Consider the following 13,095-nt stretch of genomic DNA (forward strand, 5'->3'; position numbering starts at 1 on the left):
GTCTCGCGGGAAGTGTATCCAGCCGCGCACGCCCGCGACAGCGACAGATGGCGCCAGAAAGCTCCGCCGAACCAGCCCACACTTCTCGTCATGGTGACGAACGCCCGTGGCATCCGCACGCCCGACCAACGGCTGAGGATCTTCGTCAGCTCGACCCTGAGGGAGCTGGCGGGGGAGCGTCGCGCCGCCCGTGTCGCCATCGACCGCCTACACCTCGCGCCCGTGATGTTCGAGCTCGGGGCGCGCCCGCACCCGCCGCGCGAGCTGTACCGCGCATACCTGCGGCAGAGCGACGTGTTCGTCGGCATCTACGGGGAGCGCTACGGCTGGGTCGCGCCGGGCGAGACCGTCTCGGGGCTCGAAGACGAATACATACTCGCACCGACCCTGCCGAAGCTCATCTACATCCGCGAGACCGCGGGGCAGCGCGAACCCCGCCTCATCGAATTGCTCGACCGGGTGCGCTCCGACGACACGGCCTCGTTCACGTACTTCGTCGACGCCGACGAGCTGGGGGAGCTGATCACCGCCGACCTCGCCACCATGCTGGCGGAGCGCTTCGACCAGACGCGCGCGCTCCCGGTCGACGTGGCACCGGCACCCGCGCCCACGCTCGGGTCGGTCGCCCTTCCGGCCGCGCTCACCGAACTGATCGGGCGTGACGCAGAAGAGGCGGAGGTCGAACGGATGCTGCGCAGCGACCGAACCCGCCTGCTGACGCTCGTCGGCCCCGGGGGCATCGGCAAGAGCCGCCTCGCCATCGAAGCTGCCCGCCGCGCGGCCGACGGCTTCACCGGGGGCGTCTACTTCGTCGACCTGTCGACCGTGCACGACCCCGCGCTGGTGACGCTGTCGATCGCCCAGGCCATCGGCGTGCGCGACAGCGGCGACGGCCCCCTCGACGACAAGTTGCGGGTGGCTCTCAGCGTGCGTCCCACCCTGCTGATCCTCGACAACTTCGAGCAGGTGCTCGACGCCGCGACCGTGGTTCGCGACCTGCTCGCCGCGGTCGCCGACCTCACCGTGCTGGTCACCAGTCGCAGCCTGCTCCGCGTGTCAGGCGAGCACAGCGTGCCGGTCGGCCCGCTGGCGTTGCCGTCGGCGGATTCCGTGGGAGCCGGAGCGGCGTCGGTAGCAACGTCGGCATCGGCGGCCCCGGCGGCCCCGGCGGGTTCACCAGCTCCGGTGGAGGAGTCCCCGGCGGTCAGGCTGTTCGTCGAGCGGGCGCGGGCGGTGCGACCCGATTTCGACCTCACTCCAGAGAACGTCGACGCGGTGCGCAGGATCACCATCGCCCTCGAGGGGGTGCCGCTCGCAATCGAACTGGCCGCGGCGAGGATCCGCATCCTGCCACCCGCCGCGATGCTCCCGCTGCTCGACCGCCAGTTGCCGCTACTGGTGGGGGGTGCGCGGGACCTGCCGCTGCGCCAGCAGACGCTGCGCAGCGCGATCGAGTGGAGCAGCGAACTGCTGGGGGAGCGCGAGAACGCCCTGCTGTCGACGCTCGGGGTCTTCTCCGGCGGGTTCACGCTCGAGGCGGCGGGCGCGGTCAGCGGCACCTCCGCCATGGAAACCCTCGACATCCTCGGGGCACTGGTCGACAACAGCCTGGTGCGGCAGCAGGACAGGGGCGCGCGGTCGCACTTCACCATGCTCACCACCGTGCGCGAGTTCGCGATGGAGCGCCTCGTCGCCGCGGGCAGGGTCGAGCAGTACCGGCAACGGCACGCGCGATACTACCGGGAGCTCGCCTCCGGGATGGGGCGCGCGCTCGAGGGCGCGCGCCAGAGCGAGCTCGTCGCCGAGCTCGACGACGACCACGACAACCTGCGCGCCGCCGGCCGCTTCCTGCTCGACAGCGGGGAATGGGCAGAGGCGGCCGAGTTCGCGTGGGACCTGTTCCTCTACTGGTGGGTCGGCGGCCGGCTGGGCGAGGTTCGGGCGTGGATGGACGAACTGCTCGCCTCGGGTGACCCGCTGCCCGACCGCACCCGGGCGATCGCGCTGTACTTCACCAGGGCCATCACGTTCTGGCAGGACCCCGACCAGCAGGTGCTGCCCGGCATCACCGAGAGTGCCGAACTGTTCCACCGCGACGGCGAGCCCGTCGGGGAGGCACTCGCCCTCGTCTCGCTGGCCCTCGCGCTGCTCGCGACGGCAGAACCCGACCCGGCTCGAGCCGACGAGGCCCTCGAGACGAGCCTCGCGCTGTTCCGGCAGTCGGACGACCCGTGGGGCGAATCGATGTCGCTGGTGACCCTCGGCCGGGTCGCGCTGCTGCAGGGAGAGCTCCGGCGCGCGGTCGACCGGTTCGACGAGAGCCTCGCGATCGCGCGCACGACGGGCGACGCACTCAGCGTGACTATCGCCCTGCATCACCGGGGGTGGGCGCACCTGCTGCTCGGCGAGACGGATGACGCGCACCGCTGCTTCGACGACAGCCTCGCGAGCTCGGCCAGGCTCGGCCACGACGAGGGCGTCGCCTACGGGCTCGAGGGTCTCGTTGCGGTGGCCGCCGCCGCGGGCAAAGTGGAACGCGCCGGGCGGCTGCTGGGTGCGGCGGAAGCGCTGCGCGAGAAGAAGGGCCTCTACAACGCGCCCACCTTCTCGTTCCACCAGTCGTTCGTCGACCCCATCCTCGCGGGCGACGCCGCCGACGCATTCCGCCGGGCCGAGCGCAGCGGGCGCGAACTCCCCGCGGCGTCCGCGGTCGACCTCGCGCTCGGGGTCTCGGCCTGATGGCCAGGCGCGCCGATGCCGTGCTGCCGAGCACGAGCGCGCTCGCTGCCCTGCTGCTGCCCTTCCTCGTCGTCGCCAGCATCCTGCTCTACCTCTTTCCACGCAGCACCGACGTGCTCTTCGCATGGACCATCGAGCCAGGCCTCACCGCGATGTTCCTCGGCTCCGCATACGTCGGGGGGATCTGGTTCTTCGTGCAGGTGCTGCGGGCCCGCCGGTGGTCGCGGGTGTCGCGGGGGTTTCCCGCCGTGCTGGTCTTCGCGACCCTGGCGCTGGTCGCCACCGTGCTGCACTGGGACCGCTTTCACTTCGGCCACATCTCGTTCATCGCCTGGGCGAGCCTGTACATCCTGTCGCCGCTGCTGATCGCCGCAGTCATGTGGTCGCAGCGCGGCGCTGACAACGGCAGCCCAGACACGCCTGACGTGACCATTCCGCGGGCGGTGCGCATCACGCTCGCGGCGATCGGCATCGTCGCGGCGATCGCCGGCCTTGCCCTGTTCCTGCAGCCCGCCCTCGGCGCCGGCTGGGCATGGGACCTCACGCCGCTGACCTCTCGCATCGTCGGCGCCATCCTCACGCTGCCCGGGATGGTCAACGTGCTGATGCTGTTCGACGACCGATGGAGTGCCTTCCGCCGCGTCGTGCAGGCCGAACTGGTGAGCCTGGCCTTCATCGTCGGGGCACTCGTGTTCTCCGGCGGCGACCTGCAGTGGCAGCGCCCGTCGGCTGCGCTGTTCTCGCTCGGCATGATCGCAGCCCTCGGGGTCTACGCGGGCATGTACGCGTGGCTCGAGCGCAGGGTAACCGCAGAGTCCAGCGTGCGTGCCGGGCGCCCGCAATAGGCTGGGGCGATGAGCACCGAGCCCTCCCTCAGTACCGAATCCTCCCCATCCACCGAACCCACCCCGGCCTCGGCAGAAGCCCTGTCGTCGGGCATCGCCCTCTCCGAGCTCGATGACGTGGTTCGCCCCCAGGACGACCTGTTCCGCCACGTCAACGGCAAGTGGATCGCCCGCACCGAGATCCCCTCCGACAAGGCGCGCTACGGCTCGTTCTACGTCCTCGCCGAAGAGGCGGAGAAGGCCGTGCAGGCCATCATCATCGAGGCGCAGACTGCCGAGCCCGGCAGCGAGGAGCGCAAGTTCGGCGACCTCTACGCGAGCTTCATGGACGAAGCGCGCGTCGAGGCGCTCGGCGCCACCCCGCTCGCACCCCTGCTCGCCGAGGCAGCCGCCGTCACCGACATCCCCAGCCTGCTGGCCACCCTCGGTGGTCTCGAGCGCCGGGGCACCTCCGGCTTCTTCCAGCTGTTCGTCGACAACGACCCGGGGCGCCCCGACCGGTACCTGGTGTTCCTCGAGCAGGGCGGCCTCGGGCTGCCAGACGAGTCGTACTACCGCGAAGAGAAGTTCGCCGACGTGCGCGGCAAGTACGTCGAGTTCCTCGAGCGCATGTTCACGCTGGCTGGGCGGGCCGACCACGATCGAGCGGACGAAGACCGGGTGGATGCCGCAGCCCGCGCCGCGCGAGTGCTCGAGCTCGAGGCAACCATCGCTGCGCAGCACTGGGACAACGTGCGCACCCGCGACAGCCAGGCCACCTACAACCTGCTGCCGTGGGCGGATGCCGCGGCGCTCGCCGACGGCGTCGACCTCGACACCTGGCTCGACGCGGTCGGCGTGCCCGATGGCGCGTTCGCCGAGGTCGTGGTGCGCGAACCGAGCTTCGTCACCGGGCTCGCCGCGCTACTGACGACCGACCGGCTCGAGGCGTGGCGCGACTGGCTGGCGTGGCAGATCATCCGCTCCAACGCCGCCTACCTCTCCACCGACTTCGTCGACGCGAACTTCGACTTCTACGGCCGCACGCTGACCGGCACGCCGGAGAAGCGTGCGCGCTGGAAGCGCGGCGTCTCGCTCGTGGAGGGCTCGCTCGGCGAAGCGGTCGGTCGCACGTACGTCGCGCGTCACTTTCCCGCCGAGGCCAAGGCCAGCATGGACGTGCTCGTCGACAACCTCGTCGAGGCGTATCGCCGCAGCATCCACGGCCTGACCTGGATGACCGAGGAGACCCGCGGGCGGGCGATCGACAAACTCGAGAAGTTCACCCCGAAGATCGGCTTCCCGGTGAAGTGGCGCGACTACAGTGCGCTGCAGATCGACGCGAACGACCTGCTCGGCAACGTCCGGGCCGTCGGCGAGTTCGAGTTCCAGCGCGAGCTCGGCAAGATCGGCAAGCCACTCGACCGCGACGAGTGGTTCATGACCCCGCAGACCATCAACGCGTACTACAACCCCGGATTCAACGAGATCGTCTTTCCGGCGGCCATCCTGCAGTACCCGTTCTTCGACGAGACGCGCGATGCGGCGGCCAACTACGGGGCGATCGGCGCGGTGATCGGCCACGAGATCGGCCACGGCTTCGACGACCAGGGATCGAAGTACGACGGCGACGGGCTGCTCACCGACTGGTGGACCGAGGCCGATCGTGCCGCGTTCGAGAAGCTGACCTCGTCGCTCATCGAGCAGTTCAACGCCCTCGAGCCCGCGCAGGTGCCGGGCAACAAGGTCAACGGGGCGTTGACCATCGGCGAGAACATCGGCGACCTCGGCGGGCTGAGCATCGCGTGGAAGGCCTACCTGATCTCGCTCGACGGTGAGGAGCCGCCGGAGATCGACGGCCTCAGCGGCGCCGAGCGGTTCTTCCTCTCGTGGGCGCAGGCCTGGCAGATCAAGGCGCGCGACGAGGAGGTCATCCGGCTGCTGTCGATCGACCCGCACTCGCCGAACGAGTTCCGCTGCAACCAGATCGTCAGCAACATCGACGAGTTCTACGCCGCGTTCGCGGTGACCGAGAACGACGCACTGTGGCTGCCGCCGGAAGAGCGCGTCACGATCTGGTGATGTGGAGTCGCCGCGGCTGCTGCCGCGGCGGCTCGTTCGCGCGGCGGTCAGCAGCAGCGTGAGCTCGGGTTCGCGTCTTCTTCGGCGTGCCGGTCGCGCCAGAACTGTCGCTCGGTCGGCACCGGGGCCCCCGGATGCGTCGCCGCGAGGTGGGCGACATAGCGCTCGTAGCGAGAGTCGCCCATCAGCTCCCTCACGTACCAGCGCAGGCCGCGCGCGGCGCGCGCGATGGCGCCGATCGCAGCCGAGGCGCGGGTGCCGCCATGCGCGGCGGTGGCGCCGCTCACTTCGACCTGTCCGCCCACAGCTTCTGCACCGCCTTCTCCTCCGTGGTGGCGACGAGGCTCACCGGTGCATACATGCGGCTCGGCTCGACGTCGCTCTCGGTGTCCTTCTCACCGCCGGCGCGCACGGCGCGCACGCTGACCCAGATCGCGGTCGCCAGCACGATGATCACGAGCGTCGCGAAGATGATCGACAGCGTGCCCTGCACCGTGGTGTTGCGCACCACGGCCTCCATGGCCTCGACCGAGGTGGCGGCGCCGAGCGACGTCTCGCCGTTGGCGAGAGCCTCGCGGTAGGTGCCGTTCTGCGCCCAGTAGCCGAGGGTCGGCAGCGGGGAGAAAATCTTCTGGTACGACGCGGTGAGCGTGACGATCGCGTCGATGACCAGCGGGATCCCCGGGATCCACACCCACTTCACGAGCCCCTTCTTGCACACGATCGCCACGCACACCGCCAGGGCGATGGCGGCCAGCAGTTGGTTGGCGATGCCGAACAGCGGGAAGAGGGTGTTGATGCCGCCGAGCGGGTCGGTGACGCCCATGATCAGGATGCTGCCCCAGCCGGCCACCACGATGATCGACGAGATCCACGCCCCGATGCGCCACGACGGGTCGCGGAAACGCTTGTTGACGTTGCCGAGGGTGTCGCTGAGCATGAAGCGCGCGACCCGGGTGCCGGCGTCGACCGTGGTGAGGATGAACAGCGCCTCGAACATGATCGCGAAGTGGTACCAGAACGCCCGGAGGTCGGAGCCCTGCCAGATCTGGTTGAGGATGTTGGAGATCCCGACCGCGAGGGTCGGCGCGCCACCGGTGCGCGAGACGAGCGACTCCTCCCCGACCGCGGCCGCCGCAGCGGTGAGCTGGTCGGCCGTGACGCCCTGGCCGCCGATGGCGCCGAGCCCGTTCACGAACTCGGCCGCGCCCTCCGCAGTGCCCCCGGTGAGGGCGGCGGAGGCGTTCATCGCGAAGTAGAGGCTGCGGTCGAGGGTGATCGCGGCGACCAGCGCCATGATCGCGACGAACGATTCGACGAGCATGCCGCCGTAGCCGATGACCCTGGTCTGGGTCTCTTTCTCGATGAGCTTCGGGGTGGTTCCCGAGGCGATCAGCGAGTGGAACCCGCTCAGGGCACCGCAGGCGATGGTGATGAAGAGGAACGGGAACAGCGCGCCGGCGAACGCCGGGCCTTGGCCGTTGAAGGCGAACTCGGTGACGGCGGGCATCTGCACCACCGGCTGGGCGATGACGATTCCGACCGCGAGCAGCAGGATGGTGCCGATCTTCATGAAGGTCGACAGGTAGTCGCGGGGGGCGAGCAGCAGCCAGACCGGCAGGATCGACGCGACGAAGCCGTAGATGATCAGGGCCCACGCGATGGTGACCTTGTCGAGGGTGAAAATGTCGACGCCCCACGCGGTCTCGGCGACCCAGCCACCGGAGACGATCGCGAGCAGCAGCAGCGCGACGCCGATGAGGGAGACCTCGGTGATGCGGCCGGGTCGCAGGAAGCGGAGGTAGACGCCCATGAACAGCGCGATCGGGATGGTCATCGCGATGGAGAACACGCCCCACGGGCTCTCGGCGAGGGCGTTGACCACGACGAGGGCGAGCACCGCGAGGATGATCGCCATGATGAGCAGGGTCGCAATGAGGGCGGCGACGCCGCCGAACCGGCCCAGCTCTTCGCGCGCCATCTGGCCGAGGGAGCGCCCGCGGCGGCGCATCGAGAAAAACAGCACGAGATAGTCCTGCACTGCGCCGGCGACGATGACGCCGAAGATGATCCACATCGTGCCGGGCAGGTAGCCCATCTGCGCCGCGAGGACCGGCCCGACGAGGGGTCCGGCGCCGGCGATGGCGGCGAAGTGGTGGCCGAACAGCACCCGGCGGTCGGTGGGTTCGAAGTCCTTGCCGTTGTCGAGGATCTCGGCCGGGGTTGCCCGCCGGTCGTCGGGCTTGAGCAGCTTGCGCTCGATGAACCGCGAGTAGAAGCGGTAGCCGATGAGGAACGTGCCGACCGCCGCCGCGACGAACCAGATGGAGTTGACCTCGTCTCCGCGCACGATCGCGATCATCACCCAGCCGAGGGCGCCGATGAGCGCAATGCCGATCCACAGCGCGATCGAGAGTGGAGTCCACTTCGGCTTCTGTCTGAGGCCCACCGGGGGCAACGACGGGTCGGTGTGCAACTCGATGGTCTGGCCGGGCTCCGGCTGCAGGTCGTCGGATTTGTTGTCGAGCGTGGCGGTCATCATGTCCCCTTTGACGTGGTGCTCGTCACACCATAGGCGACGATCGCCCCCGGGTCGCGCCCCCGAGAACATCGGCCATCGCGGGCTTTCGCGCTACCGCCTCCGCGCCTCGGCCTCGCGGGCGCAGTCGATGCACAACGCGGATTCCGGTCGCACATCGAGACGGGCCTCCCCGATGGGCTTCGAGCAGTGGATGCAGCGCCCGAACGTGCCGTCGGCGATGCGGGTGAGCGCCGCCTCGATGTCCGCATCCCGCGCGGCGGCCTCCGCGGTCAGCCCCGAGATGCGCGACGACTCCGCCGACAGCGTCGGGCCGTCCGGGTCGTGCTCGTCGTCTGCCGTGCCGTCGCTGCGGGCCGCGCGAACGTCGCGCATCGCGGTGGCCAGTGACTCGCGGCCGGTGGCGCGTTCGGCCCGGAGTCGGAGCAGCTCCCGCTCGTGGCGGCGGAGGGCGGCATCCATGTCTGGCGACCGGCTCAGGCGGTGGCGGCCTGGTCGTCGTCGCCCGCATCGAGCGCGGTGCTGCCGTCGATGCTCGCGACCGGGGCGGACGGCGCGATGCCGAACAGGGCGTTCAGACCGGCGACGAACTGGTCGCCGTCGCCCGCCCTGGCGAGTTCCCTGGCGCGCACCGACGGGGTGTGCAGCAGCACGCTCGCGAGGTGGCGCAGCGCCTGCTCGGTCTGCGGGCTGGAGTCACCGCGGCTGCGGGCCCTGGCGATCTCGGCGTCGAGGATGCCGAACACGTGGGTGCGCATGGCGACGACGGCGGGTGCGAGTGCCTGCTCGGCCTCTGCGGCGGAGAACTCGGCGGCGGCCTTGCGCACGGCCGAGCGCGCATCGCGCGTGGCGTTGAGCTCTTCGAGGGGAGCGTGCAGGCTGATGGTCTCGAGGTCGAGCAGCTCGATGCCGTCGATCGAGGCGACGGCCGGGTCGATGTTGCGCGGCAGCCCCAGGTCGATGAGCAGGGTGCTGCGGCCCGAACCGAAGGTGTCGGCGGTGAACAGGGCCGGGGTGAGTACGTGGCCCTCGACGGTGGTGCAGGTGACGACGACGTCAGCCTCGGCGAGGGATGCCGCGAGGTCGGTGCTCGGGCGGGCCCCACGACTCAGCGCGAACTTCTCGGCACGTCCCGAGGGGGAGAACACCTCGACGTCGGTGGCGCCGCGGTCGCGGAGCGCGGCGAGCGATGCCCCCGCGTAGGCGCCGGTGCCGATCATCAGCACGCGGGCGGTCGACCAGTCGCGGATGCGGCTGGATGCCAGCTCGAGGGCGAGGCGCACGAGCGAGCGGCCCGCGGTGCCGACCGCGGTGGTGGTGCGCACCGTGCGCGAGGTGGTCGATGCCTTCTGGAACAGCTGCTCGAGGCCAGACGACGTCGTGCCGGCCTCGCGGGCCTGCTCGAGGGCACGGCGCACCTGGCCGGAGATCTCGCCTTCGCCGACGACGACGGATTCGAGGCCGGATGACACGGCGAACAGGTGCCCGACGACGTCGTCACCGGTCAGCACCGTCACCGACTCGCGCAGCGCGTCGGCGGTGACGCCGCTCGCCGAGCTCATCGCGTCGACGGTCGCCTCGACGGCGACCGCGCTGGCCGCGGTGAGGGGCTCGTCGATGTCGAGGTAGGCCTCGAAGCGGTTGCAGGTCGCGACGACCACGGCCCCGCTGACGAAGTCGCTGCCCTCGACGAGTGCGCTGGCCGCCCTGGGTGCACCGATGGAGAGCTTCTCGAGAAGATCGAAGCTCGCGTTCCGGTGGTTGGCGGTCAGGCAAAGAAGCACTGTGTGATCTTAGCGCCCGGTCCTGAGAGCACCTGACGGAGGCCCCTTCCCGACGGGGCGCCCGCCCAGCGGCCTACTGGCAGACTGTCGGGGTGACTCTGCCAGCTGACCATCCCCTCGTCGATGGGCGCACCGGCGCCTCCAACCTGATCCGCGCCTACCGGGGCGACCGCCCGGAGACCCCGCCGGTGTGGTTCATGCGACAGGCCGGTCGCTCGCTTCCCGAGTACCGCGACCTGCGCGTCGGCACCGCCATGCTCGACGCCTGCCTCGACCCGGCGCTCTCGAGCGAGATCACCTTGCAGCCGTGGCGCCGCCACGGGGTCGACGCCGGCATCTTCTTCAGCGACATCGTGGTTCCGCTCAAGCTCGCCGGGGTCGACGTCGACATCGTCCCCGGTCGCGGGCCCGTGCTCGGCGCGCCGATCCGCACGGCCGCCGAGGTGGCGGCGCTGCGCCCGCTCGAGCCGGATGCCCTCGCCCCGGTCAGCGAGGGCGTCGCACGCACCGTCGCCGAACTCGGCAGCACCCCGCTCATCGGCTTCGCGGGAGCACCGTTCACCCTCGCCGCCTACGTCGTCGAGGGTGGACCTTCGAAGGACCACCTCAGGGCGCGCGCCATGATGCACTCCGACCCCGACACCTGGGCCGCCCTGATGACCTGGGCCGCCGAGGTCACCGGCGAATTCCTGCGCGCACAGATGCTCGCCGGCGCCAGCGCAGCGCAGCTGTTCGACTCCTGGGCCGGATCGCTGTCGCTCGCCGACTACACCGCCCACGTCGCCCCGTACTCCCGCCTCGCGATCGAACCGGTGAAGGACCTCGGGGTGCCGATCGTGCACTTCGGCGTCGGCACGGGCGAGCTGCTCGGAGCGATGCGCGAGATCGGCGCCGACGTGGTCGGCATCGATGACCGCATCCCGCTCGACGAGGGCATCCGCCGACTGGGCGGGAACACCCCGGTGCAGGGCAACATCAACCCCGCGATGCTCGCCGCCCCGTGGCCGGTGCTCGAGGCGCATGTGCTCGACGTCATCGCCCGCGGCACGGCCGCCCCCGCGCACGTCGTGAACCTCGGGCACGGCGTTCCGCCCGAGACCGACCCCGCGGTGCTCACGCGGGTGGTCGAGCTCGTGCACTCGGTCGCCTGACCCATGGTCGACCCGGTCGCCGCAGCTCCCCCCTCGAGCGGGCAGCACCCTGCCAGGCACGTGATCGTGGTGGGCGGCGGCGTGGCCGGCCTGGTGATGTCGATGGACCTGCTCGACGCGGGCGTTCGCGTGACGCTGGTCGAGGCATCCACCCGGCTCGGCGGCAAGGTGCGTGACCACGAGGTCGGCGGTGTGAGGCTGGATGCCGGTGCCGAGAGCTTCGCAACCAGGGGAGGCACGGTCGCGGCCCTCGTGCGCGAGCTCGGGCTCGGCCCCGCCCTGGTCACCCCGAAGCCGGGGGGCGCGTGGCTGCAGCCCCGCGACGGCGCCGCGGTGCCGCTCCCCGCCGCTGGACTGCTCGGCATTCCATCCGCACCACTCGCGCGCGACGTGATCGCGGTCGTCGGGCTGCGCGGCGCGCTGCGTGCCCGGCTCGACGCCGTGCTACCGGCGTCGATCGGCGCGGGGGAGACCTCGTTCGGCGGGCTGGTGCGCGCCCGCATGGGTTCTGCAGTGGTCGAGAAGCTCGTGATGCCGGTCGCGACCGCCATCCACTCCACCCACCCCGACGACCTCGACGTCGACGTGGTGGCGCCGCGGTTGCGCGCCGCGCTGCGCACCCACGGTTCGCTCGCGAGAGCCGTGCTCACGCTGCGGGCGGCAGCGCCCGCCGGATCCGCCGTGCAGGGACTCGAGGGCGGGGTACACCAGATCGCGGGCGCCCTCGCGGCGCGGGTGGCGGACCGGGCGACCGTGCTGCTCGGGCGGGCCGTGCTGGCCGCCGATGCGGCATCCATCACCCTCGACGACGGCACGCGGCTCGAGGCCGACGCGGTGGTCGTGGCCGCGGAGCTCGGCGCAGCAACCGGACTGCCCATCACGTTGGCCACCCTCGTCGTCGACGACCGGGCACTGGATGCCGCTCCCCGCGGTTCCGGCGTGATCGTCGCCCCCGGGGCGCGGGGCATTCGCGCCAAGGCCATCACGCATGCGACGGTGAAGTGGTCGTGGCTGGCAGCGGACGCCGACGGGGCGCACGTGCTGCGCCTCTCGTACGAGACGGCACCGCCATCCGACGATGAACTGCGGGAGGTCGCCAGGCACGACGCGGAACGCCTGCTCGGGGTGCCGATCGACCCCGCGGCGGTGCGAGCCTTCGACCGGGTCACCTGGACGGGACCACCCATCGCCGGTGCGCTGTCAACCCCCGGCGGACCCGTGCAGATCGGCGAGAGGGTCTCGGGCACCGGTCTCGCCGCGGTAATCGGCCACACCCGACGCGAATCTGATAGTTTGCTGAAATTCCTCGGCTGAGAGTCCGCACTACGCTTGGGCCCATTGTGATTTCACGCCGAATCCAGGCGTCCGAATAGTAGGAGACGACATGCGCGGAAAATTGACACTGGTTGCCGGACTCGCCGTCGGTTACGTACTCGGAAGCCGCGCGGGGCGCGAGCGCTACGAGCAGATCAAGAAGGCCACCGACAAGTTCTGGAACAGCACCCCCGTGCAGCGTCGCGTGCAGGACGCCGAGGGCTTCGTCAAGGACAAGGCTCCCGAGGTCGTGGACTTCGTCACGGGTAACGTGAAGAAGGCCGTCTCGAAGACGCCCAAGAAGAACCAGGTCTCCGGGTCGAACACCCCGGCCTCGTCGCCTTCTGCATAACCCCACCACTCACCACCCCCTAAGGAACCGGTCATGAGCGACACCACCAGGCCCCCGACCGCGAGCACCCCACCGACTCCCGCCGCCGGGCCCACCCCGCCGGTCGGACGCCCCGTGGTTTCTGCCCCGACGGCCGGCGGGTCGGGTGGCGTCGGCGGTTCCGGCGGCGTCGGCGGCTCCGGCGCGAAGACGCCGCCCCCCGCTGGCCCGCGCGGGCGGCGGTCGTTCGAGCCCGGGAAGCCGGAGAAGGCGCTGGTCACGCCGATCGGGGAGGTCCCCGGCCCTTATACACATCTCCCAGCCCACCAGA

At 70.8% G+C, this 13,095-nt stretch carries 10 protein-coding genes and 1 pseudogene; 7 read left to right on the top strand and 4 right to left on the bottom strand.

Annotated elements, in window-relative coordinates; translation table 11 throughout:
- Positions 1–90 precede the first annotated feature (90 nt).
- The 3 genes from G5S38_RS10435 to G5S38_RS10445 are packed head-to-tail and all read left to right on the top strand — an operon-like array spanning position 91 to position 5,645.
- Complete coding sequence (locus G5S38_RS10435; RefSeq protein WP_165068210.1) at positions 91–2,739, top strand: ATP-binding protein; 2,649 nt, start codon at positions 91–93, stop codon at positions 2,737–2,739.
- Positions 2,739–3,584: a hypothetical protein gene (locus tag G5S38_RS10440; RefSeq protein ID WP_165068212.1), complete on the top strand. Its 846-nt coding sequence runs from the start codon at positions 2,739–2,741 to the stop codon at positions 3,582–3,584. The genes G5S38_RS10435 and G5S38_RS10440 overlap by 1 nt, the downstream gene beginning before the upstream one ends.
- A 9-nt stretch (positions 3,585–3,593) precedes the next feature.
- A complete protein-coding gene (locus G5S38_RS10445; RefSeq protein ID WP_165068215.1) occupies positions 3,594–5,645 on the top strand; it encodes a M13 family metallopeptidase in 2,052 nt (683 codons plus the stop codon).
- A 47-nt stretch (positions 5,646–5,692) separates the two neighbouring features.
- On the opposite strand, the gene G5S38_RS10450 is transcribed toward G5S38_RS10445, so the two are convergent.
- The 4 genes from G5S38_RS10450 to G5S38_RS10465 all read right to left on the bottom strand — a co-directional run bounded on the left by G5S38_RS10450 (position 5,693) and on the right by G5S38_RS10465 (position 9,968).
- Entirely contained in the window at positions 5,693–5,932 is a 240-nt protein-coding gene (locus G5S38_RS10450; protein WP_235929008.1) for a YbdD/YjiX family protein, read from the bottom strand.
- Positions 5,929–8,184 carry a carbon starvation CstA family protein gene (locus G5S38_RS10455; RefSeq protein WP_165068218.1) on the bottom strand — a complete coding sequence of 752 codons (2,256 nt, stop codon included), beginning with the start codon at positions 8,182–8,184 and terminating at the stop codon, positions 5,929–5,931. The genes G5S38_RS10450 and G5S38_RS10455 overlap by 4 nt, the downstream gene beginning before the upstream one ends.
- Before the next feature lie 93 nt (positions 8,185–8,277).
- Entirely contained in the window at positions 8,278–8,646 is a 369-nt protein-coding gene (locus tag G5S38_RS10460) for a TraR/DksA family transcriptional regulator (RefSeq protein ID WP_165068221.1), read from the bottom strand.
- Between the two features lie 14 nt (positions 8,647–8,660).
- Positions 8,661–9,968: a glutamyl-tRNA reductase gene (locus tag G5S38_RS10465; protein WP_165068224.1), complete on the bottom strand. Its 1,308-nt coding sequence runs from the start codon at positions 9,966–9,968 to the stop codon at positions 8,661–8,663.
- A gap of 92 nt (positions 9,969–10,060) precedes the next feature.
- On the opposite strand from G5S38_RS10465, the gene hemE reads away from it, so the two are divergent.
- From hemE to G5S38_RS10485, 4 genes and pseudogenes are all read left to right on the top strand, one after another.
- A complete protein-coding gene (hemE, locus tag G5S38_RS10470) occupies positions 10,061–11,119 on the top strand; it encodes a uroporphyrinogen decarboxylase (RefSeq protein WP_165068226.1) in 1,059 nt (352 codons plus the stop codon).
- 3 nt (positions 11,120–11,122) lie between these two features.
- The gene (locus G5S38_RS10475) at positions 11,123–12,433 is read left to right on the top strand and encodes a protoporphyrinogen/coproporphyrinogen oxidase (RefSeq protein ID WP_165068229.1); all 1,311 of its coding nucleotides are present in this window, start codon (positions 11,123–11,125) and stop codon (positions 12,431–12,433) included.
- Positions 12,434–12,503: 70 nt separating this feature from the next.
- Positions 12,504–12,785 (top strand): YtxH domain-containing protein, encoded by a 282-nt coding sequence (locus G5S38_RS10480; protein WP_165068232.1) that lies wholly within the window; start codon positions 12,504–12,506, stop codon positions 12,783–12,785.
- Between the two features lie 33 nt (positions 12,786–12,818).
- A pseudogene (locus tag G5S38_RS10485) lies at positions 12,819–13,095 on the top strand (hypothetical protein); the annotation flags it as partial.

It is taken from the genome of Marisediminicola senii, from assembly GCF_011057645.1.
Classification (GTDB): Bacteria; Actinomycetota; Actinomycetes; order Actinomycetales; family Microbacteriaceae; genus Marisediminicola; species Marisediminicola senii.

Coding starts and splice junctions, on each gene's coding strand:
- G5S38_RS10435 (WP_165068210.1), top strand. CDS start 91: ATGGTGACGAACGCCCGTGGCATCCGCACGCCCGACCAACGGCTGAGG.
- G5S38_RS10440 (WP_165068212.1), top strand. CDS start 2,739: ATGGCCAGGCGCGCCGATGCCGTGCTGCCGAGCACGAGCGCGCTCGCT.
- G5S38_RS10445 (WP_165068215.1), top strand. CDS start 3,594: ATGAGCACCGAGCCCTCCCTCAGTACCGAATCCTCCCCATCCACCGAA.
- G5S38_RS10455 (WP_165068218.1), bottom strand. CDS start 8,184: ATGACCGCCACGCTCGACAACAAATCCGACGACCTGCAGCCGGAGCCC.
- G5S38_RS10460 (WP_165068221.1), bottom strand. CDS start 8,646: ATGGATGCCGCCCTCCGCCGCCACGAGCGGGAGCTGCTCCGACTCCGG.
- G5S38_RS10475 (WP_165068229.1), top strand. CDS start 11,123: ATGGTCGACCCGGTCGCCGCAGCTCCCCCCTCGAGCGGGCAGCACCCT.
- G5S38_RS10480 (WP_165068232.1), top strand. CDS start 12,504: ATGCGCGGAAAATTGACACTGGTTGCCGGACTCGCCGTCGGTTACGTA.